The following is a 21754-nucleotide window of genomic DNA, read 5'->3' on the forward strand; positions in this document are numbered from 1 at the left end:
ATTGTCAAATTAATTACTTATTATGTTATAATAACAATAGTGAATTTTTAAATAGCATTAAACGTATTAATATAAGAGGAGAGATTTTTAATGATTGAATTTAAAAATGTAAGTAAGATTTATAATCATAATATATTCGCGTTATCAAATGTAAACATAGTAATAGAAAAAGGGGAATTTGTATTCTTAGTTGGACCAAGTGGAGCTGGTAAATCAACTTTTGTAAAAGCATTATTAAAAGAGATAGATCTAACCAATGGAAGCATTATAGTAAATAACACAGATATAACCAAATTAAAAAGAAATGATATACCTTATTATAGAAGAAAAATAGGAGTAGTATTTCAGGATTTTAGACTTATACCTAATTTAAGTGTATATGAAAATGTGGCTTTTGCAATGAGAGTTATAGAGGCACCTGTAAAGGAAATAAGAAAGAGGGTTCCTATGGTACTCTCTATGGTAGGACTTTCAACAAAATACAAAGCTCTTCCTCATCAGTTATCTGGAGGAGAACAACAAAGGGTATCTTTGGCAAGAGCTATGGTTAATAACCCAGCATTGCTTATTGCGGACGAGCCTACTGGAAATCTTGATCCTGATACTGCTATGGAAATAATGGACACGCTTAATGATATAAATCATGCTGGCACAACTGTGTTGATGGCTACTCATGCTAAAGATATAGTTGACAATATGAGAAAAAGAGTTATAGCATTAGAAAAAGGTGTTGTAATAAGAGATGAAAAGAGAGGTGCATACGGATATGAAGATTAGTACTTTAAAATATTTTGCCATAGATTCTTTGAAAAGTATAAAAAGAAATAAAACTATAAGTTTTGCATCAGCTGCTACTGTTGCAGCTACTCTATTTATATTAGGAGTATTTTTACTTACAGCTTTGGATGTGCAGCAAGTAATAAAAAATGTGGAATCTAGAGTGGAAATAAAAGTATTTTTAAATAATGATATAACTATAGGTGAGGAAAAAGCATTGGAGACAAAGATAAAAGGAATGAGTGAAGTAGCTAGTGTAAAATATGAAACTAAACAGGAGGCTATGAAGAACTTTAAAGAACAGATTGGAGAAGATAATAAGGCTCTTCTTGAAGGCTTAGAAAAGGATAATCCTCTTCCAAATGCATATGTAGTGAAGGTTAAGGATCCGGAAATGGTTTCAAAGGTTGTAGATTCTGTGAAGGATATGAAAGGAATATATGAGATTCAAGCAGGAAAGGAAATAGTTGACAGAGTGGTTGCCGTGACAAAAACTATAAAATGGATAGGCATGGCATTATTTGCTATACTTATTGGTGTTTCATTATTTTTAATAGGCAATACTATTAAAATTACTTTATATTCAAGAAGAAGAGAAATAGGCATAATGAAATATATAGGAGCTACAGACTGGTTCATAAGATGGCCATTCATCATTGAAGGTATGATTATTGGTATTATCGGAGCAATTGTAGGATGCATACTGCTATACTATGGTTATAATGTAGTGTACACAAAGGTTTCTACAAATCTGTTTTTAGTCAAGCTAGTTCAACCTAAATATGTACTTACTAATATTTCTTGGCAGTTTGGCTTATTAGGAATACTAATAGGTTCAATAGGAAGTATGCTGTCCATAAGAAAATTCCTTGCAGTTTAGATAAATGATGAATAAATATTATATTTTGAACACTCTGCTTCTATAGTAGGGTGTTCAAAATATTTTTGTAAATTTATTTTTTTTAATGTTATAATTACTTATGATTTATATAAATATATATAGTGAGTTCATTATATATATTTTATGGTGAAAATATAAAACTTAAGCTAGCACTTTGCTGAAAAGGAGTGGGGTAAATGAATAAAAAGAAATGGATAGGGTGGACAATAGCAATAATACTTTTAACTAATGTTGCAACCTTTCTAGGAACTAACGCTATATCTTTAGCTATGCCAAATGGAAAAGTTATAATTAATAGAGATGATTATAATAGATTTTTAGAATTTTCTAAATTATTTGGAATAAAGGAAATAATTCAGGATAAGTATGATGGAAAAATAGACAATGCTGCCTTAGAAGAAGGAGCAATTAAAGGAATGACATCGGCTCTTAATGATCCATATACGGTTTTTATGGATAAAAAGGAATTTGAAGAATTTAATGCTCAAACAGAGGGAAATTATAGCGGTGTAGGTCTACAAGTTCAAGCTAAAGAAAATAAAATAGTTGTAGCAGATGTATTTGAAGATTCTCCAGCTAAAAAAGCTGGTGTACTGCCAAAGGACGAAATAGAAAAGGTAGATGGAAAGGCAGTCAACGGTAAAGAATTAGATAAAGCAGTAACTATGATGAAAGGACCAGAGGGCACAAATGTAACTATAACTTTTTTTAGAGAGGGAAAAGGACTTTATGACGTTACTTTAAAAAGATCTAAAATTAACTTAGTAACTGTTAAGGGAGAAATGGTATCAAATGATGTAGGTTACATACAGATTTCTATGTTTGATGAAAATACAAGTAAAAATCTAAAGAAAGAATTAGATTTGTTAAAAAGTAAAGGCATGAAGTCACTAATAATTGATTTAAGAGGTAATCCAGGCGGGTTGTTAGATGAATGTGTAGATATGGTTTCAAACTTTGTTCCTAAGGGAAAAGTTATAGTTTCTACTATAGATAAATATAAAACAGAAAAGCAATATAAGTCTAAAGGTGGGGATTATATAGGTTTACCACTAGTAGTACTAACTAATGAAGGTTCAGCAAGTGCTTCTGAAATATTTTCTGGGGCTATAAGAGACTATAATATAGGAACCTTAATTGGAGAAAAAACCTTTGGTAAAGGTGTGGTTCAGACTTTAATAGATACAGGTGATGGAACTGCCTTAAAGGTTACAATATCAAAATACTATACTCCTAATGGAGAAAATATACATGGAACCGGAATAAAGCCTAATATTGAAGTTAAGTATCCAGAAGAATTACTGAAAAAACCTTATAACAGGGCAACAGATCCCCAATTTAAAAAAGCATTAGGAGTAGCAGAGAAAAAAATAGAGGGGGGGAGATAAATTAATAATGAATATTCTACTTTATACCCTTAAGGCTGTAGCTTTTGCCTTAACAGATCCTTATTCAGTATTTTTTTTGGTGATCTTAAGTGTATTCTTATATATTCAAAATAGAAAAACTTCAGCAATGCAGAAGATGATTATTGGGGAGCAAATAAACTCCCCTTTTGAATTAACAATATCTCAATTGGTTATGGGAATTTTAGCTGGGACTTTTGGTAGTATTATTATGTCCTATTTTGGTGTAGTTTTTTATCAAAACTCAGCTATTGAAATTCTTTTTTTAATTTCCATATTTTTAATGGCTTTTAACACTAGATTTATTTGTTTCTCCTATTCTGGAGCTATTTTAGGTGGACTGAGTATTGTAAATACTATAATTGCTTCTATATATGGTACTAAAGAGATTCAGTTATTTAAATTTGATATTACATCTTTAATGACTATGATTGCTGTATTGCATTTTGTAGAAGGATTACTTGTAATAACAGATGGCAGCAGAGGAACTGTGCCAGTTTTCTCAAAAAGAGAGGATAAGATAATAGGAGGCTTTATAATGAAAAGATATTGGGCTTTACCTATTGCTTTATTTATAATCCTTAATAGCAATTATACAGTGAACATGGGAGATGTAGTCCAAATGCCTAACTGGTGGCCTATTATACATAGTACTATTCCTTCAGATATTTTTAAAAAAGCCGTAGTTATGTTGGTACCATTTTATGGAGTGCTTGGTTATAGCAGTGTTACTTTTACCAAGACAAAAAGGGCTAAAGTTAGGGAATCAGGTCTTCTTATAATTGTATACAGTATAGTTTTATTCTTCTTGGCCCAGTTATGTTATATAAATATTTATTATAAAATACTAGTAGTATTATTTGCACCCTTAGCCCATGAGGGTATTATTTATCTACAAAGATATGGTGAATTAAATAGAGAGCCACTGTATGTAAGTGAGGATGGAATGAAAGTATTAGAGGTAGCACCTGATTCACCGGCAGATCATATGGAAATAAAGAGCGGAGATTCCTTAATGGCAATAAATGATACGGAAATAGAAACAGAAGATGATATACTGGAAATGATAAGTAATACTCCAGGAGATATAATTTTAAAAATGGAAAAAACTAATGGGGTTATTAAAGAGGTTGTATATAAGGCAGCTGATAGAAAGAGCAGGCTGGGAGTTGTGTTTGTTCCAAAATTTATACCAAAGGACAAAGTAGTTGTTAAGCTTAAAGATAATACTTTTTCAGAGGTATTAAATAAGATAAAAAATAAGGATAAAGATGGTGATAAATAAATTATGGGAGAATTTAAGATACACTCTAAATTTAAGCCTACTGGTGATCAACCGCAGGCTATAGATAATTTAGTAAGGGGTATAGAAAGAGGAGAAAAATTTCAAACTCTTTTAGGAGTTACAGGATCAGGCAAAACTTTTACTATGGCAAATATAATAGAAAAGGTTCAAAGGCCAACTTTAGTATTGGCTCATAATAAAACTTTAGCAGCTCAGCTATGCTCAGAATTTAGAGAATTTTTTCCTGAAAATTGTGTGGAGTATTTTGTATCTTACTATGATTATTATCAACCAGAAGCTTATGTACCTCAAACGGACACCTATATAGAAAAGGATGCTTCAATAAATGATGAAATAGATAAACTAAGACACTCAGCTACTTCTGCATTATTTGAGAGAAGAGATGTAATTATTGTGGCTTCTGTGTCCTGCATATATGGTCTTGGTAATCCAGAGGAGTATAAAAAGCTTACTATATCCTTAAGAGAAGGTATGGAAAGAGATAGAGATGAGGTTTTGAAAAAACTTGTAGAAATACAATATGAGAGAAATGAAATTAATTTTGTAAGAGGTACTTTTAGAGTAAAAGGAGATGTTATAGACATATTTCCTGCATCTTCAACTAACAAAGGTATAAGAGTGGAGTTTTTCGGAGATGAAATAGAAAAGATAAAGGAATTTGATGTGTTAACTGGTGAAATATTGGGAACTAGAAAGCATGTATCTATTTTCCCGGCTTCCCACTTTGCTACATCTAAGGATAGATTACAAATAGCAATTAAAAAAATAGAAGAAGAGCTAGAAATAAGAGTAAGAGAACTTATAGCAGCAGATAAATTACTAGAAGCTCAAAGATTAAAACAGAGAACTAATTTTGATATAGAAATGATGAGAGAAGTAGGATATTGCAGTGGTATAGAAAATTATTCAAGAATAATGGATGGAAGACTTCCAGGTAGTCCACCTCAAACTTTGTTAGATTATTTTCCTGAAGATTTTTTGCTTTTTATAGATGAAAGCCATGTAACTTTGCCCCAAGTAAGGGGAATGTATGCAGGGGATAGATCTAGAAAAGAAACTCTAGTAAATTACGGTTTTAGGCTTCCTTCAGCCTTTGATAATAGACCCTTACGATTTGAAGAGTTTCAATCTAAATTAAATCAAGTAGTTTTTGTAAGTGCTACTCCAGGAGACTATGAACTTAGCAATTCAGGGAATATAGCGGAGCAGATTATAAGACCTACGGGACTATTGGATCCGGAAATAGTAGTGAAACCAGTAAAAGGGCAGATAGATGATCTTTACTCTCAAATTAAAAAAACTGTAGATAAGGGATTTAGAGTTTTAGTAACTACTCTTACTAAAAAGATGGCGGAAGATTTAACAGCATATTTTAAAGAAATGGACGTAAAAACTAATTATTTACATTCTGGTATAGATACCATTGAGAGAATGAAAATAATTAGAGATTTAAGAAAAGGTGAATTTGATGTTTTAGTTGGGATAAACTTGCTTAGAGAAGGATTAGATATTCCAGAAGTTGCTTTAGTTGCCATATTAGATGCAGATAAAGAAGGCTTCTTAAGATCTGACAGGTCCCTAATACAGATTATAGGAAGAGCAGCAAGGAATTCAGAAAGTAAGGTTATAATGTATGCAGATACTATTACAAAATCTATGGATAAAGCAATAAAAGAGACCAACAGAAGAAGAAGTATACAAATTAAGTATAATAAAGAGCATGGTATAGTGCCTAGGACTATTATAAAGGATATAAGAGATGTAATAGAGGCAACTAAAGTTGGAGAGGGAAAGGTTGAGTATAACAGTTTAGAAGATGCAATTAAAGCTAATAATGACAGTATAGAAGAGTTGATAAATAAATACGAAGAAGAAATGAAAAAAGCAGCTAAGGAATTACAATTTGAGAAGGCTGCAGAGCTTAGGGACAATATATTTAATTTAAAAAAGAAACTAAAAGAAAAAAACAGAAAATCTAAGAACTAAGGAGTGTAATAAATAAAACTATGATAGATAAAATAGTTATAAAAGGAGCGAAAGTCAATAATTTAAAAAATGTGAGCCTTCAAATTCCTAGAGATAAATTCATTGTATTTACCGGACTTTCAGGTTCTGGAAAGTCATCTTTAGCTTTTGACACATTATATGCAGAAGGACAAAGAAGATATGTTGAATCTCTTTCAGCTTATGCTAGACAATTTTTAGGACAAATGAATAAACCAGATGTGGAATATATTGAAGGGCTTTCCCCAGCCATTTCTATTGATCAAAAAACCACTAGCAGAAATCCTCGTTCCACAGTAGGTACTGTAACAGAAATATATGATTATCTTAGATTGTTATATTCCAAAATAGGGATACCTCACTGCCCTAAGTGTGGAAAAGAAATAAAACAACAAACAGTAGATCAAATGGTAGATAGGATTTTGGAATTTCCAGAGAGAACAAAAATCCAGGTGTTAGCACCTATAATTAGGGGAAGAAAGGGAGAACATGTTAAGGTTTTAGAAAATATTAAGAAAAATGGTTATGTAAGAGCCAGGGTAGACGGGGTTACAGTAGATTTAGAAGAGGAAGATATAAAGCTTGAAAAAAATAAGAAGCATAATATAGAAGCTGTAATTGATAGACTAATAGTGAAACCAGATATAAGACCAAGGCTTGCAGATTCTATAGAAACGGCATTAAAACTAGCAGAAGGAATAATAGTTGTAAATGTCATTGATGGTGAGGACATAGTATTTAGTGAAAACTTTGCTTGCCCAGAATGTGGAATAAGTATAGGGGAAATATCGGGAAGAATGTTCTCTTTTAACTCTCCCTATGGTAAGTGTGATTATTGCGATGGATTGGGAACACTTTTGGAAATAGATGAAGATTTAGTTATGCCTGATAAGAGCAAAAGTATATTGGAAGGCGGTATAATACCTTGGGCAAATGGAGTTTTAAAAGAAGATTCTTGGACTTATAGTATTATAACAGCACTATCAAAGAAATATAAATTTAAGCTAGATACTCCTATAGAAAAATTAGACCCAAAGGTTCTAGATATATTGCTTTATGGACTAAAGGGAGAGAAAATAAAGGTTAAATATGAAAGAGAAAATGGAGTTATGGAGTTTCAACATGCCTTTGAAGGGGTTATTAATACACTAAAAAGAAGGTATATGGAAACAAATTCAGATTATATAAAAGATGAAATAGAAGCTTATATGAGTAATAATCCATGCCCTAAATGTAATGGTGCTAGGTTAAAACCGGAGGTTTTGGCTATAACCATAGGAGGGAAAAATATATTTGAATTTTGTAAATTATCCATAAGGGAGGAACTGTCATTTTTAGATTCTCTCAAGCTTTCAGAAAAAGAAAAGATAATAAGTAATCAAATATTAAAGGAAATTAGAAGTAGATTAAACTTTTTAATAGATGTAGGGCTTGATTATTTAAATCTATCCAGAACAGCAGGAACATTATCAGGAGGAGAAGCTCAAAGAATAAGATTAGCAACCCAGATTGGATCAAGTTTAGTAGGGGTTCTATATATATTGGATGAACCTAGTATAGGTCTTCATCAAAGGGATAATGATAAACTTATAGAAACATTAAAGCATTTGAGAGATTTAGGGAATACCTTAATTGTAGTAGAACATGATGAGGATACTATAAGAGCAGCAGATTATATTGTGGATATGGGCCCTGGTGCAGGAGAACATGGAGGAGAAGTAGTTGCTGAAGGAACATTAGAAGATATATTGAATAATGAAAAATCTATAACTGCACAATATTTAAGTGGGAAAAAGAAAATTGAAGTGCCGAAAGAAAGAAGACAAAGTAACGGAAACTCAATAGTCATAAAGGGAGCCAAGGAAAATAATCTAAAAAATATTGATGTAGAATTTCCTTTGGGGGTGTTTACATGCGTTACCGGAGTATCAGGCTCAGGTAAAAGTACTTTGGTAAATGAAATACTATATAAAGGATTGAATAAAAGACTTAATAATTCTAAAGAAAATCCAGGAAGGCATAAGGATATAACGGGACTTGATAATATAGATAAAATAATAAATATAGACCAAAGCCCTATAGGCAGAACCCCTAGATCAAATCCAGCTACTTATACAGGCGTATTTGATATAATAAGGGATGTATTTTCTAATACTTCAGAATCAAAGATGAGAGGATATAAGCCTGGAAGATTTAGTTTTAACGTAAAGGGAGGAAGATGTGAAGCTTGTAAGGGAGATGGAATAATAAAGATAGAAATGCAGTTTTTATCAGATGTATATGTACCCTGTGAAGTCTGCAAAGGAAAAAGATATAATAGAGAAACTTTAGAGGTGAAATACAAAGGAAAAAATATAGATGATGTGTTGAGTATGACCGTAGAAGAAGCATTAGAGTATTTTGAAAATATTCCAAGAATAAAAAATAAGCTTCAAACATTAATGGATGTAGGATTAGGCTATGTGAGATTAGGGCAGCCTTCTACTCAATTGTCAGGAGGGGAAGCTCAAAGAATAAAACTTGCCTATGAGCTTTCTAAGAGAAGCACAGGAAGAACATTATATATTTTAGACGAACCTACCACAGGACTTCATATAGATGATGTTAATAGATTAGTACAAATACTTCAGAGGTTAGTGGAGGGCGGAAATACTGTGGTAGTAATTGAACATAATTTAGATGTTATAAAATGTGCAGATTATATTATTGATTTAGGACCTGAAGGCGGAGAAAAGGGCGGAACTATTATAGCCACAGGTACTCCCGAAGATATAAGTAAAAATAGTAAGTCCTATACAGGACATTACTTAAAAAAAATGTTATAATTTAATTTGGACTAGCATGAAAAACTTAAATGCTAGTCTTTTGACTATAAGTATGCTAAAATTATAAATCGGAATATTTTATATTTAATAAGATAAAAAGAAGGTGATTCCATGTCATTGGGGAAATTAAGCTCTATTTTTGCAATAATAATTATTGCCATAGTATATATGATAATATTTACTGCTTTAAAAATAATGAATAAAGATATTAAAGGCAGCGGAAGAAGAAGAGTTAAGAGAAATTCTGTAGGGCTTGAAATTATAAAACCTGGTAATAGCGCTAATTTAAGAAAGGGCGGGGTAATCCCTATTCAGAAAGAAATAACAATAGGAAGAAGAAGTGGAAATACATTTGTATTAGATGATCCGTATGTTTCCTCTCATCATGCTAGAATTTTTGCTAAAAATAATGAGTATATATTAGAAGATCTAGAAAGCACAAATGGTACTTTGGTAAATGAAGTGAAGATTAGCGGAAGGAAATACTTAAGGTCTGGAGATATAATAAAAATAGGAAATACTGTATTAAAGTTTATAGGGTAAAATTAGAAGTAATTATCCTTAGAAAAAGTAATTTTAGGATGGTGACTAGATTTTGAATACCAATAAAGATGAAAAGAAGCTTCTGCGATATACTTATTTATTGTGCTTAGTAGGTTTCTTTAATTTAGCTATATTAAAGAAACCTTTCGATAAAGGTGCTATGATTATGTGTTTAATTACTTGTTTACTTATAGGGTATTCTTATTTTATTATAAGAAAATTTTTCTCTGATGGTGATAAATATATATTTATTTTTTCCAGTATATTAGCATCTATTGGAATAATAGTGTTATATAGAATAGAAACAGCTGCAGCTATAAAACAAATTATTTGGTTTGCAATAGGGGTTACTATATTTATATTAATTGTAGTTTTATTACCAGATTTAAAAAGGTTCGATAAATACAAATATGTATATTTAGTTTTAACTATAATTCTTATGGCTATGGGTACACTATTTGGAAATGAGACTTTAGGTGCCAGAAACTGGGTAAGTATAGCGGGACTTTCCTTCCAGCCTTCGGAGTTTGGAAAGTTATTTTTAGTAGCATATTTGGCATCTTCTCTTAAAGATTATGAAAGCTTTAAGGATTTAATAGAGCCAGCTATTGTAGTTATGGTAGCTTTAGGTTTTATGGTATTACAGAAGGATTTAGGAAGTGCACTTATATTTTTTGGCATATCAGTAACTATGCTTTATATTGCCACATCTAAAATGAAATATGTAATAATATGTTTTGGACTTTTTGCTGTAGGAGCTTTTATAAGCTATGGGTTATTTGACCATGTAAGATTGAGATTTTTAATTTGGAAAGATCCTTGGCCTTACGCTACAAACAAGAGTTACCAAATAGTTCAATCTTTATTAGCTATTGCATCTGGTGGGCTTACAGGGTCAGGATTAGGTATGGGATATCCTAAATATGTACCTGTTTGTACTACTGACTTTATATTTTCTATCATATGTGAAGAACTTGGAATACTAATGGGATTTGCTATAATACTTTTATATTTTCTGTTATTCTATAGATGCATGAGGGCAGCTATATATGCAGAAGATAACTTTTCAAGATTAATAACTGTAGGATATAGTGCAATGATAGCTTGTCAGGTATTTGTAATAGTAGGAGGAGTAATAAATATGATCCCTCTTACAGGAATAACCCTTCCCTTGGTAAGTTATGGGGGAAGTTCTATGTTAAGTACTTTCTTTGCTCTTGGAATAATTCAAAAGATATCAGAAGAGGGTAGGTAATAATGAAAGATATATCAGATAATATAAAAAAGGTTATGATAATTTTTTTGCTTTGCTTTATAGGGCTGATTTCCTATATAACATATTTTGAGTTCATTGTAGCACCTAAAATAGTGTCGAGCCAATACAATCAAAGGCTATGGGATAAAAGGAATGAGGTACTTAGGGGAACTATTTATGATAGAAATATGAAAGCATTGGCTAAGAGCACAAGGATAGATAAGGGAAGTCAAAAAAGGCAGTATGTGGAAGGGCCTGCTTTTGCCCATGCTTTGGGATACTTAGATGTAAAATACGGCATAACTGGATTAGAGAAAAAATACGATAAAGAATTAATTTCTACTAATGTTAAAGATACATTGGCGGATTTTATAAAATCAAAAGGAAAGAATGGAGAAAAGTGTGGTAATAATTTAAAGACTACTTTAGATTACAATCTGCAGAAGAAGGCCTATGAGTTATTAGGAGATAATAGGGGGGCTGTGGTGGCATTAAATCCTAAAACCGGAGAGATATTAGCTATGGTTTCTAAACCATCTTTTGATCCAAATTACTTAAATGAAAACTGGAAGAATATAAATGAAAATAAGGAAAGACCATTGTTAAATAGAGCCACCTCAGGATTGTATCCACCAGGATCTACCTTTAAAACTATAACCGCTGTAAGTGCTCTTGAAAATGTTAGCGGTATAATGGATAAAAGAATTAATGATACTGGTGTATTGGAGTTTAATTCAAAGGAATCCTTAAAGAATTATAATGGGGAAGCTTTAGGAGACATAGGATTTGAAGAAGCTTTTATTCACTCAAGTAATGTGTATTTTGGAAATCTTGGAATAGAAATTGGGAATCCTAAATTAAAAGAAACTGCTGAAAAGTTTTATTTTAACAAAAACATACCTGCAGATGGAGTAACTATAGAAAACAGCAGATTTCCAACATTAAAGAGCTATGAAAAGGGGAATATAGCACAAAGTGCAATAGGCCAGGGTACAGTATTGACTACCCCTATGGAAATGGCATTAGTTGCTAGTACTATAGCTAATGATGGAATTATGATGAAACCTTGTTTAGTTAAGGAAGTACAATCTAGTAAGGGTGAGGTTTTGCAAACCATTAAGCCTGAGCCAATACAACAGGTTACTACAAATGGAAATGCTAAGATTATAAAAGATTTTATGAGAAAGGTTGTAGAGGAAGGCACAGGCACTGCAGCTGCAGTAGAAAATATAAATGTATGCGGGAAAACGGGAACAGCAGATCACAGTGATGAAGGAAGTGGAGCCTTGCCTCATTCTTGGTTCATAGGCTTTGCGCCTTATGAAGATCCACAAATAGCATTAGCTGTTATTATAGAAGATGGAGGACAAGGTGGAATTGCTGCAGCAAACGTAGCTTCAGGTATATTTAGAACAGCTTTAATTAAATAATGGTTAGAAAGTGGGGATTATATTGAAAATTAAAGAAATAGAAGAATTTAAAAATGGAGAAAAGGTTCAATTTAATGCATTGATAAGTGATAAGAGAACCGGATGGAAGAAGGATGGGAGTGCCTATTTATTACTTATTATGCAAGACAGTACGGGTACTATAGCTTTTCCAGTATGGGATAATTATGAAAAGTACAACTCAATACTAGAAGTTAGTTCAGTTATAAATGTTAAAGGTATAGTGAATAGATTTAATGGAAGTATGCAAATACGAAATCCAATAATAAATAATGTAGAAGGGGATATAGATTACTCTCAATATATACCGGTATACAATATACCTAATGAGTTAATAGAGTATTTTAATAAAGTAGTAGATAATTTAGAAGATAAATATAAAAAAATAGCTATAGGAGCCACAGGAGCTTTTGGATATAATGAAAGTAGATGGAAGGCATTTATAAGTTGTGTGGCTGCGGAAAAGTTTCATGGAAATAAAAGAGGAGGATTATTTCTCCATACTATAGGGGTTATGAAAACCACGGAAGGCATAATAAATAATTATATTACTAATCCTTTCTATATGAGTGCAAAGGAAGTTATAAATAAGGATAGATTGATATTAAAGGCTATTGTTCATGATATAATGAAAATAAAGGAATATGACTATGATGGAATAATAAGAAGAAAAGATATCAAGCTGGATCATTTAGTGCTAGGAGCAGCTTATATTAGGGAAATAAATGTGGAAATGGGAAATCCTTTATCAGAAGAAGAATTGGATGATATATGCTATTCCATACTATCTCATCATGGAGAGTTTGGAAACTTCCAGCCAAAGGGCATTGAGGATATACTTTTAAATGTAGCTGATATTGTAGACAGTCAAATTGTAAATGCTATTGAAAATAAAATATAAAGAAATTAAAATGGAGAAATTATGATATAATTCTCCATTTTTTTTTATTATAATGTATAATATATTAAATAGTGGACATTTTAGAATACATTTATAGTTTTAGTTAAGGAGAGAATATGAAAGGGAAAACTCATGCAGGAATAGGAATACTTGCATTTATTACAATTTATAATAAGTTACCCATTAAAATGGAACTGTCAGGTTTAGCAGTAGTTACATTAGCTTCATTACTGCCAGATATAGATCATCCCAAAAGTATAATAAATAAATATATATTACCTTTTAAAAATAAAATGACAAAGGTGACGCTTTATGCTTGCATAGGCATAATTATACTTTGGTATAGTTTCCTATATAATGGAGAAGATTATTTAAAGGCTATAGGTATACTATTTATACTGATATCAATTTCATCACATAGAAAAGGGTTAACACATAGCTTAACAGGATTAATAATATTTTCTTTTCTTGCTGGTTATATAGGTAATATATATAATGTAGATAATATAATATATTATTTTATGCTAGGCTATGGATTACATTTGATATGTGATATGGTAACAGACAGAGGAATCCCTTTATTCTATCCATTTAAAGAAAAGAATATAAAATTTCCCCTTACTTTTAAAACTAACTCCAAAATAGGAAATACTGTGGAGGATATTATTGCCATAGTAGGACTAATCTATGTAGTTTATAGATTACCAAGTATATTTTAAATAAGACAAAGTTATTTGAGTGGAGGAATTTGATGTTTGATTTAGAATATCAATTAAAAATACTTCCAGATAAGCCAGGGGTTTATCTTATGAAAAATTCCCTTGGAGAAATAATATATGTGGGAAAAGCTAAAATTTTGAAAAATAGAGTTAGACAGTACTTCCAAAATTCTAAAAATCATTCTGAAAAAGTAAAGGCTATGGTAAAGAACATTGAGGAATTTGAATACATTGTTACAGATTCAGAGATGGAGGCCTTAATATTAGAATGTAACCTTATTAAGAAGTATAGACCCAGATATAATATTTTATTAAAAGATGATAAAGGTTATCCTTTTATAAAGATAACTGTAAATGAAGATTTTCCAAGGGTGTTTGTAACAAGGACTGTGGCTAAAGATGGAGCTAAATATTTTGGCCCATATACTGATGCTGGGGCTGTATATGAAACATTGGAATTGATAAAAAAGATATTTCCTATAAGAAACTGCAAAAAATTAATTAAAGAGTCCGGCGAAAAAGTAAGACCTTGCTTAAATTATCATATTGGATTATGTAAGGCTCCCTGTGGAGGATATATATCCAAGGATGAATATAAAGATATTGTACAAGATGTAATAGACTTATTATCGGGTAAAGATAAAAATATTGTAGGCAATTTGAAAGAAGAAATGGAAAAAGCCGCAGAAAGCTTGGAATTTGAAAAAGCAGCGGCTCTAAGGGATAGAATAATCTCTGTAGAAAAAATAACAGAAAAGCAGAAAATTATTACTGGTAACTTTGAAAATGAAGATTTTATAGAAATATATGCTGATGAGAAAGACAGCTGTGTCCAAATATTCTTTCTAAGGGAAGGAAAGATTGTAGGAAGAGAACATTTTATAATTGAAAATACAGCAGATATGAAAAAAAAGCATATAATATCTGACTTTATAAAAAGCTTTTATGGTGGAACTGCTTTTATACCTAAGAGTTTATATGTACCGGAAATAGAAGATGGAGAATTGATAGAACAATGGCTTACCATAAAGAGAGGCTCTAAGGTGTGGATTAAGGTGCCTAAAAAGGGAGAAAAGAAAGATACACTGGATATGGTTCAAAAAAATGCTAAGGTTACATTGGAACAATTTAAACTGAAAATTTTACAGGATAAAGAAATACATGAGACTGCATTAAAAGAATTAGCTAATATATTAGATTTAGAAGAAATACCTAAAAGAATTGAGGCTTATGATATTTCTAATATACAAGGTGTTGACTCTGTAGGAAGCATGGTGGTATTTGAAGATGGAAAGAGCAAGAATAGTGATTATAGAAGATTTAAAATAAATTCTGTAAAGGGTGCAAATGATTATGAGAGTATGAGAGAAATATTAACTAGAAGATTTCAGCATGGCTTAGATGAGATTAGAAGCATACAGGAAAAAAGTTTAACAATAAGCTCAGGAAAGTTTTGCATATTCCCTGACCTAATATTAATGGACGGTGGCAAAGGACAAGTTAACATAGCTTTACAAGTTTTAAAGAATTTTAATATAGATATACCTGTATGCGGCATGGTTAAGGATAATAATCACAATACTAGAGGCCTTATATATAATAATGATGAATTGAATATACAATGCGATTCAAATGTTATGAGGTTAATAACAAGAATTCAAGATGAAGTTCATAGATTTGCTATAAGTTACCATAGAAGTTTGAGAGATAAGCGAGTGTTACATTCCATATTGGATGATATACCTAATATTGGTGAAAAGAGAAGAAAGGAGTTACTAAAAAGGTTTGAAAGCATAGATAATATAAAGAAGGCTGGCTATGAAGAACTTATAGATACTCCTTCTATAGATAGGAAAGCAGCTTTAAGCATATTAGATTTTTTTAATAAAAATAAGTAATATGGAATATACAAACAAGAATGTGTAAAGAATAATAGTATGGAAATAAGTAGTAAAGGCTATATAAATATTGATTAAGAAAGAAATTTACATTATACTGATTATGTGATACATAATTTTAGTTCAAGGAGATAACGATATGAGTCAATATAAAGATTTTGCTATGGAATTAATCAAATGGCTAGGCGAAGAAAATGTAAAAATAGATGAACCAATGAAAAAACACACATCATTTAAAGTAGGAGGACCAGTAGATATTTTAGTTATCCCTGAAACCTATGAGCAAATAAGAGATACAATAGCTTTAACTAAACAAAATAATATACCTTGTCTTGTTATAGGCAATGGTTCTAATTTATTAGTTAGAGATGGTGGTGTACGTGGCGTTATTATAAAATTAAGTAAGTTAAATAAGGTCACAGTAGAAGGAGAAAGTATCATAGCACAGGGAGGAGTATTGCTTTCCAAGGTGTCTGCCATAGCTGCAAAAAATAGTTTGACAGGTTTTGAATTTGCCAGCGGAATACCAGGTAGTGTAGGGGGAGCTCTTACCATGAATGCAGGGGCATATAATGGTGAAATATCACAGGTAGTAGAAAATGCCACGGTTTTAGATAAACAAGGTAACATTGTAAGGCTATCCAAAGAGGATTTAGAACTTGGATATAGGATGAGTGCTATAATAAAATATGGATATACGGTTTTAGAAGCTGTATTCAAACTACAAAAAGGCGATAGTGAGAAGATAATTAGCAGAATACAGGATCTTGGAAGAAGAAGAAGAGAAAAGCAGCCCCTGGAATACCCTTCAGCAGGCAGTACTTTCAAAAGACCAGAAGGTTATTTTGCTGCTAAACTTATAGAAGATAGTGGATTAAAGGGAGTACATGTAGGCGATGCAGAAGTATCTAAGAAGCATTCAGGTTTTATTATAAACAAGGGTAATGCTACAGCAAATGATATATTAAATTTAATAGAAATTGTGCAGAATACTGTTAAAGAAAAGTTTAATCTTGATCTTCACACAGAGGTAATGATAATAGGGGAAGATAAGTAGACTGACAAAATAAGTTAAGGATAAAAAAAGAAATATTTTTTCCTTAACTTTTACTTTTATTAAGGATAGGTCTATTGAAACATAAGGCATTATAACCCTTTTACTATTAATAAAGAGTGTGTTATGCTATAATAAAAAAGTTAAATATTTAGGATTATTTTGCAGTTTTTATAAGGAGGAACAACTATGAGATTCGTAATTGTTACTGGATTATCGGGTGCAGGGAAAACTCAAGCTATTAGAAGTTTCGAGGATTTAGGATATTTTTGTGTAGATAATTTACCTCCTACATTAATGCCTAAATTTGCGGAAGCCTGTTATAAAACTGATGGCAGAATAGACAAAATAGCATTGGTAATAGATATAAGAGGTGGAGAATTCTTTGATGATTTATTTGAAAGTTTAAAATATATTAAACTTGAAGGATATAAATATGAAATATTATTTCTAGATGCTTCAGATGAGGTATTGGTAAAGAGATTTAAAGAATCTAGACGAAAACATCCTTTAGCCCCTGATGGAAGAATTTTGAATGGTATATTATTAGAGAGAAGCAGATTAAGAGAGGTTAAAGATAGATCCGATAATATAATAGACACATCTAAGTTTTCAACTATGAAATTAAGGGAAGAAATTACTAGGATATATGGAGAAGCAGGACAAATTGAAAATGAACTTATCATAACAGTAGTATCTTTCGGATTCAAATATGGTATTCCTTTAGATTCAGATTTGGTATTTGACGTAAGATTTTTGCCTAATCCATATTATATATCAGAATTAAAGAACCACTCAGGCAATGATAAAGATGTAATAGATTATGTTATGGGTTATGATGTAACCAATAATTTTATAGATAAATTAGAGGATATGTTAGAATTTTTAATACCAAATTATTTGCAGGAGGGTAAGAGGCAGCTTATTGTATCAATAGGTTGTACAGGAGGAAGACATAGATCAGTTGCAATAGCTAATGCCATTTATAATAGGTTAAAAAATAAGGGACATAAGGTAAACATTGACCATAGGGATATAGAAGAAGATGTTAATAAGGGTGGTAAAAAATATGAAAATAATTGATTGGCTAAGACCGGGTATAAAAGTAAAGAGATGGATTTTACTTGCTGCCATGGGTATACTTTTTATTGCCTTCGCTCTAATCGAATTTGTGAGACATAGATTATATAGTGTTTATTATATTTCTTTTTATATATTTTTGATTATTACAGGAGTATTTATTATATATATATCAGTAACTCAGAGCATGAAATCAATTATAGCCCTTATAAATAAAGGATATTTAAATGTATCTTTAGATTCTAAAAAATTAGAGACTTTAATTTATGAAAAGAGGCTATTGGTTAAAGGACCTAAAATTGTAGCCATAGGTGGTGGAACGGGTTTGTCTACCATGTTAAGGGGATTAAAATACTATACTTCTAACATTACAGCCATAGTTACCGTAGCAGATGATGGAGGCGGTTCTGGAGATTTAAGAGAAGATTTAGGTATATTGCCTCCAGGGGATATTAGAAACTGCATATTGGCTTTATCTGATACAGAACCTTTAATGGAGGAATTGTTACAGTATAGATTTAAGGATGGCAGACTAAAGAATCAAAATTTTGGTAATTTGTTTTTAGCAGCTATGAATGGTATTTCAGGTAATTTTGAAGAAGCTGTTCAGAAGATGAGTTCAGTTTTAGCCGTAACTGGTAAAGTAGTACCTGTGACTTTAGACAATTTAACTTTAACTGCTAGACTTAAAAATGGATCTATTGTAAAAGGTGAATCAAATATTCCCAAAGAAACTATTAATCAAAATAGCCCTATTGAAAGAGTTTTTATTGAGCCTATGGATGCAAAAGCATTATCGGAGGCCGTAAATGCTATAAGAGAGGCAGACGCTATTATATTAGGGCCCGGTAGTTTATATACCAGTGTTATACCTAATCTATTAGTAAAAGACATAAGTTCAGCAATACAAAAAACCGATGCTGTTAAAATATATGTATCAAATATAATGACACAGCCTGGTGAGACTGACGGTTATACTGTTTCTGACCATATAAAGTCCATATTTAAGCATGGAGGTAACGGTATAGTTGATTACGTTATAGTAAATGTAGGAAAAGTGGAAAAGGAAATGGAAGGAAGATATAAAGAAGAGGCATCTCACTTAGTTCAAATAGATGAGGAAGAGATAAAAAATTTAAATGTGAAGATAATTGGTGGAGACTTCGTGAGTGTTAAAAATGGATTGATTAGGCATAACTCTGAAAAGCTAGCATCTATTTTAATCGAAACCATAATGGACAAAAAGCTATTATATGATAGGAAAAAGATAATAGAATATTTCTACTTATCAGAAAGACTAAAAGAAAAAAATAAATAGGGAGTAGGAAATTATGTCATTTTCAGCTAAGGTAAAAAATGAGGTTTGTAGATACACACAATTGAGTAAAGAAGAGGCTTTGGCAGAATTATCTGCAATAATGAGAGTAAGTGGTACTTTAACTTTTGCAGGGAATAGACATATCAGCTTTAAGATTACTACAGAGAATCCTGCTATAGCAAGACTTGTATTTAAGCTTTTAAAAGAACATTTTAGTATTCATACTAAAATAATGGTTAAAAAAGGCAATACATTTAAGAAAAATAATGTTTATATGATTATTATAACAGAAGATATGAATGTTAAGGAATTGTTAAAAGAGGTAGAGGTATTAAAGGGTGAAGATGGGATACTAGTTTTAAACTACGATATATCTCAGAACATAGTATATGATGATAAGACAAGAAGAGCTTATATTAGAGGCGCCTTTCTTGGAGGAGGAAGTATAAGTAATCCAGAAAAAACTTATCATCTAGAGTTTGTAACACACAATGATAACTATGCGGAAAACATGTGTAAAGTTATAAATAGTTATGGATTAGCTTCTAAAGTAATTCAGAGAAAGAATAGTTATATTGTGTATATAAAAGAAGGAGAACAAATAATTGATCTATTAAATATAATAGGTGCACACTCATCTCTTTTGGAATTAGAAAATATTAGAATAATGAAAGAAATGAGAAATAATGTTAATAGATTAGTAAATTGTGAAACAGCAAATTTGAGTAAAACTGTAAATGCAGCAGTTAGACAAGTAGAGAGCATTAAACTTATACAAAATGAGATAGGGCTTCAGCGTCTTCCCAAGAATCTAAGGGATGTGGCAGAATTAAGGCTGAAATCTCCCGATGAATCTTTAAAGGAATTAGGGGAAATGTTAAATCCACCAGTGGGTAAATCTGGTGTAAATCACAGGTTAAGAAGAATTGAAAAAATAGCAGATGAACTTAGAAGAGAAGGAAGGTAAAGCTTACACATGTCAAAGCATGAAGAAGTTATCAAATATATTACAAATTTATCAGTAGGAACTAAGATTTCTGTTAGAACTATGGCAAGTCTATTGGGCATAAGTGAAGGCACAGCCTATAGAGCTATAAAAGATTGTGATGACATGGGGATTGTAACCACTATACCGAGAGTTGGAACTGTAAGAATAGAGAAGGTAGAGAAAAAGAAAAAAGAGGTATTAACCTTTGGAGAAATTGTTGGCATAGTAGATGGTAGTATAGCTGCGGGCAAATCTGGAATCCATAAAACCTTGGATAAGTTTAAAATCGGGGCTATGACTCCAGAAGCTATTAAAGAATATATAACACCTGGCTGCTTACTAATAGTAGGAAACAGAGAAGAAGTACAAAAATTAGCTTTATTAAATGAATGTGGAATAATAATAACTGGTGGCTTTAAATGCAGTGATAATATTAAAAAATTAGCAGATGAAATGGAAATGCCAGTAATTTGTTCTTTGTATGATACTTTTACTGTAGCTAGCATGATTAATAAGGCCATTTCAGAAACTATAGTAAAAAAGGACATAGTTCTTGTAGAGGATATAATGGATTACAATTATCCTTATTTATATAATACGGACACAGTAAAAAAGTGGAGGATGTTAATAGATAGAACCTCAGAAGTTATGTTACCAGTAGTAAACAGAGAAATGAAGTTGGTTGGATTATTAACAATAAATGATTTATCTTCTGAATTAAATGATATTGATTTAATTGAAAAGGTAATGAGAAAAAATACAATAACATTGGAAACTAAAACCACTGTAGCTTATGCTAGTCATGTAATGGATAGAGAAGGAATTCAGTTTTGCCCTGTAGTTGACAATAAAAAACTGGTGGGGGCAGTAAGAAGAAAGGACATAATGACAGCGCTGCGATATGTGGCAAAACAGCCTAAGACAGAAGAAAATTTAGAGAGCATAGTACTAAAAAAGTTTAAATTTCAATGGGAAGGTGAACAAATGCATTTTCAGGGAAGGATAACCCCAGAAATGCTTGATCCAGTAGGCATTGCTTCCTGGAGTTCTTTAAATATGCTTCTTTCTTCAATGGCTGTATTGTGTTTAAAGGAAAAGAATAATATAAATTTATTTATGGACAGCATATCAACGTATTTTATGAAACCAGTTCAAATGGATATGGATATTCATGCTTATGTAAATATTCTTGACAAGGGAAAGACATTATTTAAGGTTATGGATAGAAGTCCATGTAAAGTAGAAATCAATATGTATGATGATAAAAAGGATTTGATTGCTAAAGCCTGTTTATCTGCTAATGTTATTAGAAAATAATAAGAAGAAGCTGC

General features: G+C 31.3%; 17 protein-coding genes. All 17 read left to right on the forward strand.

The features are described from left to right. Window positions 1-90 precede the first annotated feature (90 nt). The 17 genes from ftsE (at window position 91) to CLLI_RS00910 (ending at window position 21740) form a co-directional block, all read left to right on the forward strand. Window positions 91-777: a cell division ATP-binding protein FtsE gene (gene ftsE / locus CLLI_RS00830; RefSeq protein WP_106062388.1), complete on the forward strand. Its 687-nt coding sequence runs from the start codon at window positions 91-93 to the stop codon at window positions 775-777. Further along, on the forward strand, window positions 767-1657 hold the full coding sequence (ftsX, locus tag CLLI_RS00835) for a permease-like cell division protein FtsX (protein ID WP_106062389.1): 891 nt from the start codon (window positions 767-769) through the stop codon (window positions 1655-1657). The genes ftsE and ftsX overlap by 11 nt, the downstream gene beginning before the upstream one ends. Before the next feature lie 197 nt (window positions 1658-1854). Next, window positions 1855-3066 carry a S41 family peptidase gene (locus CLLI_RS00840; protein ID WP_106062390.1) on the forward strand — a complete coding sequence of 404 codons (1212 nt, stop codon included), beginning with the start codon at window positions 1855-1857 and terminating at the stop codon, window positions 3064-3066. A 7-nt stretch (window positions 3067-3073) separates the two neighbouring features. Beyond that, complete coding sequence (locus CLLI_RS00845) at window positions 3074-4369, forward strand: PDZ domain-containing protein (RefSeq protein ID WP_106062391.1); 1296 nt, start codon at window positions 3074-3076, stop codon at window positions 4367-4369. Window positions 4370-4372: 3 nt separating this feature from the next. Beyond that, a complete protein-coding gene (gene uvrB / locus CLLI_RS00850; protein ID WP_106062392.1) occupies window positions 4373-6376 on the forward strand; it encodes an excinuclease ABC subunit UvrB in 2004 nt (667 codons plus the stop codon). Window positions 6377-6396: 20 nt separating this feature from the next. Then, window positions 6397-9219 (forward strand): excinuclease ABC subunit UvrA, encoded by a 2823-nt coding sequence (gene uvrA, locus CLLI_RS00855; RefSeq protein ID WP_106062393.1) that lies wholly within the window; start codon window positions 6397-6399, stop codon window positions 9217-9219. 111 nt (window positions 9220-9330) lie between these two features. Next, a complete protein-coding gene (locus CLLI_RS00860) occupies window positions 9331-9762 on the forward strand; it encodes an FHA domain-containing protein (RefSeq protein WP_106062394.1) in 432 nt (143 codons plus the stop codon). Between the two features lie 52 nt (window positions 9763-9814). Next, entirely contained in the window at window positions 9815-11017 is a 1203-nt protein-coding gene (locus CLLI_RS00865; protein ID WP_106062395.1) for an FtsW/RodA/SpoVE family cell cycle protein, read from the forward strand. Window positions 11018-11019: 2 nt separating this feature from the next. Then, window positions 11020-12447, forward strand: a complete 1428-nt coding sequence (locus tag CLLI_RS00870) for a peptidoglycan D,D-transpeptidase FtsI family protein (protein WP_106062396.1) — start codon at window positions 11020-11022, stop codon at window positions 12445-12447. A gap of 22 nt (window positions 12448-12469) precedes the next feature. Further along, window positions 12470-13366, forward strand: coding sequence for an HD domain-containing protein (locus CLLI_RS00875; RefSeq protein WP_106062397.1), 897 nt, complete (start codon window positions 12470-12472; stop codon window positions 13364-13366). A 116-nt stretch (window positions 13367-13482) separates the two neighbouring features. Then, on the forward strand, window positions 13483-14085 hold the full coding sequence (locus tag CLLI_RS00880; protein ID WP_106062398.1) for a metal-dependent hydrolase: 603 nt from the start codon (window positions 13483-13485) through the stop codon (window positions 14083-14085). A 32-nt stretch (window positions 14086-14117) separates the two neighbouring features. Continuing rightward, a complete protein-coding gene (gene uvrC / locus CLLI_RS00885) occupies window positions 14118-15983 on the forward strand; it encodes an excinuclease ABC subunit UvrC (protein ID WP_106062399.1) in 1866 nt (621 codons plus the stop codon). Between the two features lie 139 nt (window positions 15984-16122). Beyond that, window positions 16123-17040, forward strand: a complete 918-nt coding sequence (gene murB / locus CLLI_RS00890) for a UDP-N-acetylmuramate dehydrogenase (protein WP_106062400.1) — start codon at window positions 16123-16125, stop codon at window positions 17038-17040. Window positions 17041-17226: 186 nt separating this feature from the next. After that, window positions 17227-18120: an RNase adapter RapZ gene (rapZ, locus tag CLLI_RS00895; RefSeq protein WP_106062401.1), complete on the forward strand. Its 894-nt coding sequence runs from the start codon at window positions 17227-17229 to the stop codon at window positions 18118-18120. Beyond that, entirely contained in the window at window positions 18107-19435 is a 1329-nt protein-coding gene (gene yvcK / locus CLLI_RS00900; RefSeq protein WP_106062402.1) for a uridine diphosphate-N-acetylglucosamine-binding protein YvcK, read from the forward strand. Before rapZ ends, yvcK begins: the two co-directional genes overlap by 14 nt. Before the next feature lie 13 nt (window positions 19436-19448). After that, window positions 19449-20402, forward strand: coding sequence for a DNA-binding protein WhiA (whiA, locus tag CLLI_RS00905; protein WP_106062403.1), 954 nt, complete (start codon window positions 19449-19451; stop codon window positions 20400-20402). Between the two features lie 9 nt (window positions 20403-20411). Then, window positions 20412-21740, forward strand: a complete 1329-nt coding sequence (locus CLLI_RS00910) for a DRTGG domain-containing protein (RefSeq protein WP_106062404.1) — start codon at window positions 20412-20414, stop codon at window positions 21738-21740. Window positions 21741-21754: the final 14 nt, after the last annotated feature.

Source organism: Clostridium liquoris (genome assembly GCF_002995785.1).
Classification (GTDB): Bacteria; Bacillota; Clostridia; order Clostridiales; family Clostridiaceae; genus Clostridium_AO; species Clostridium_AO liquoris.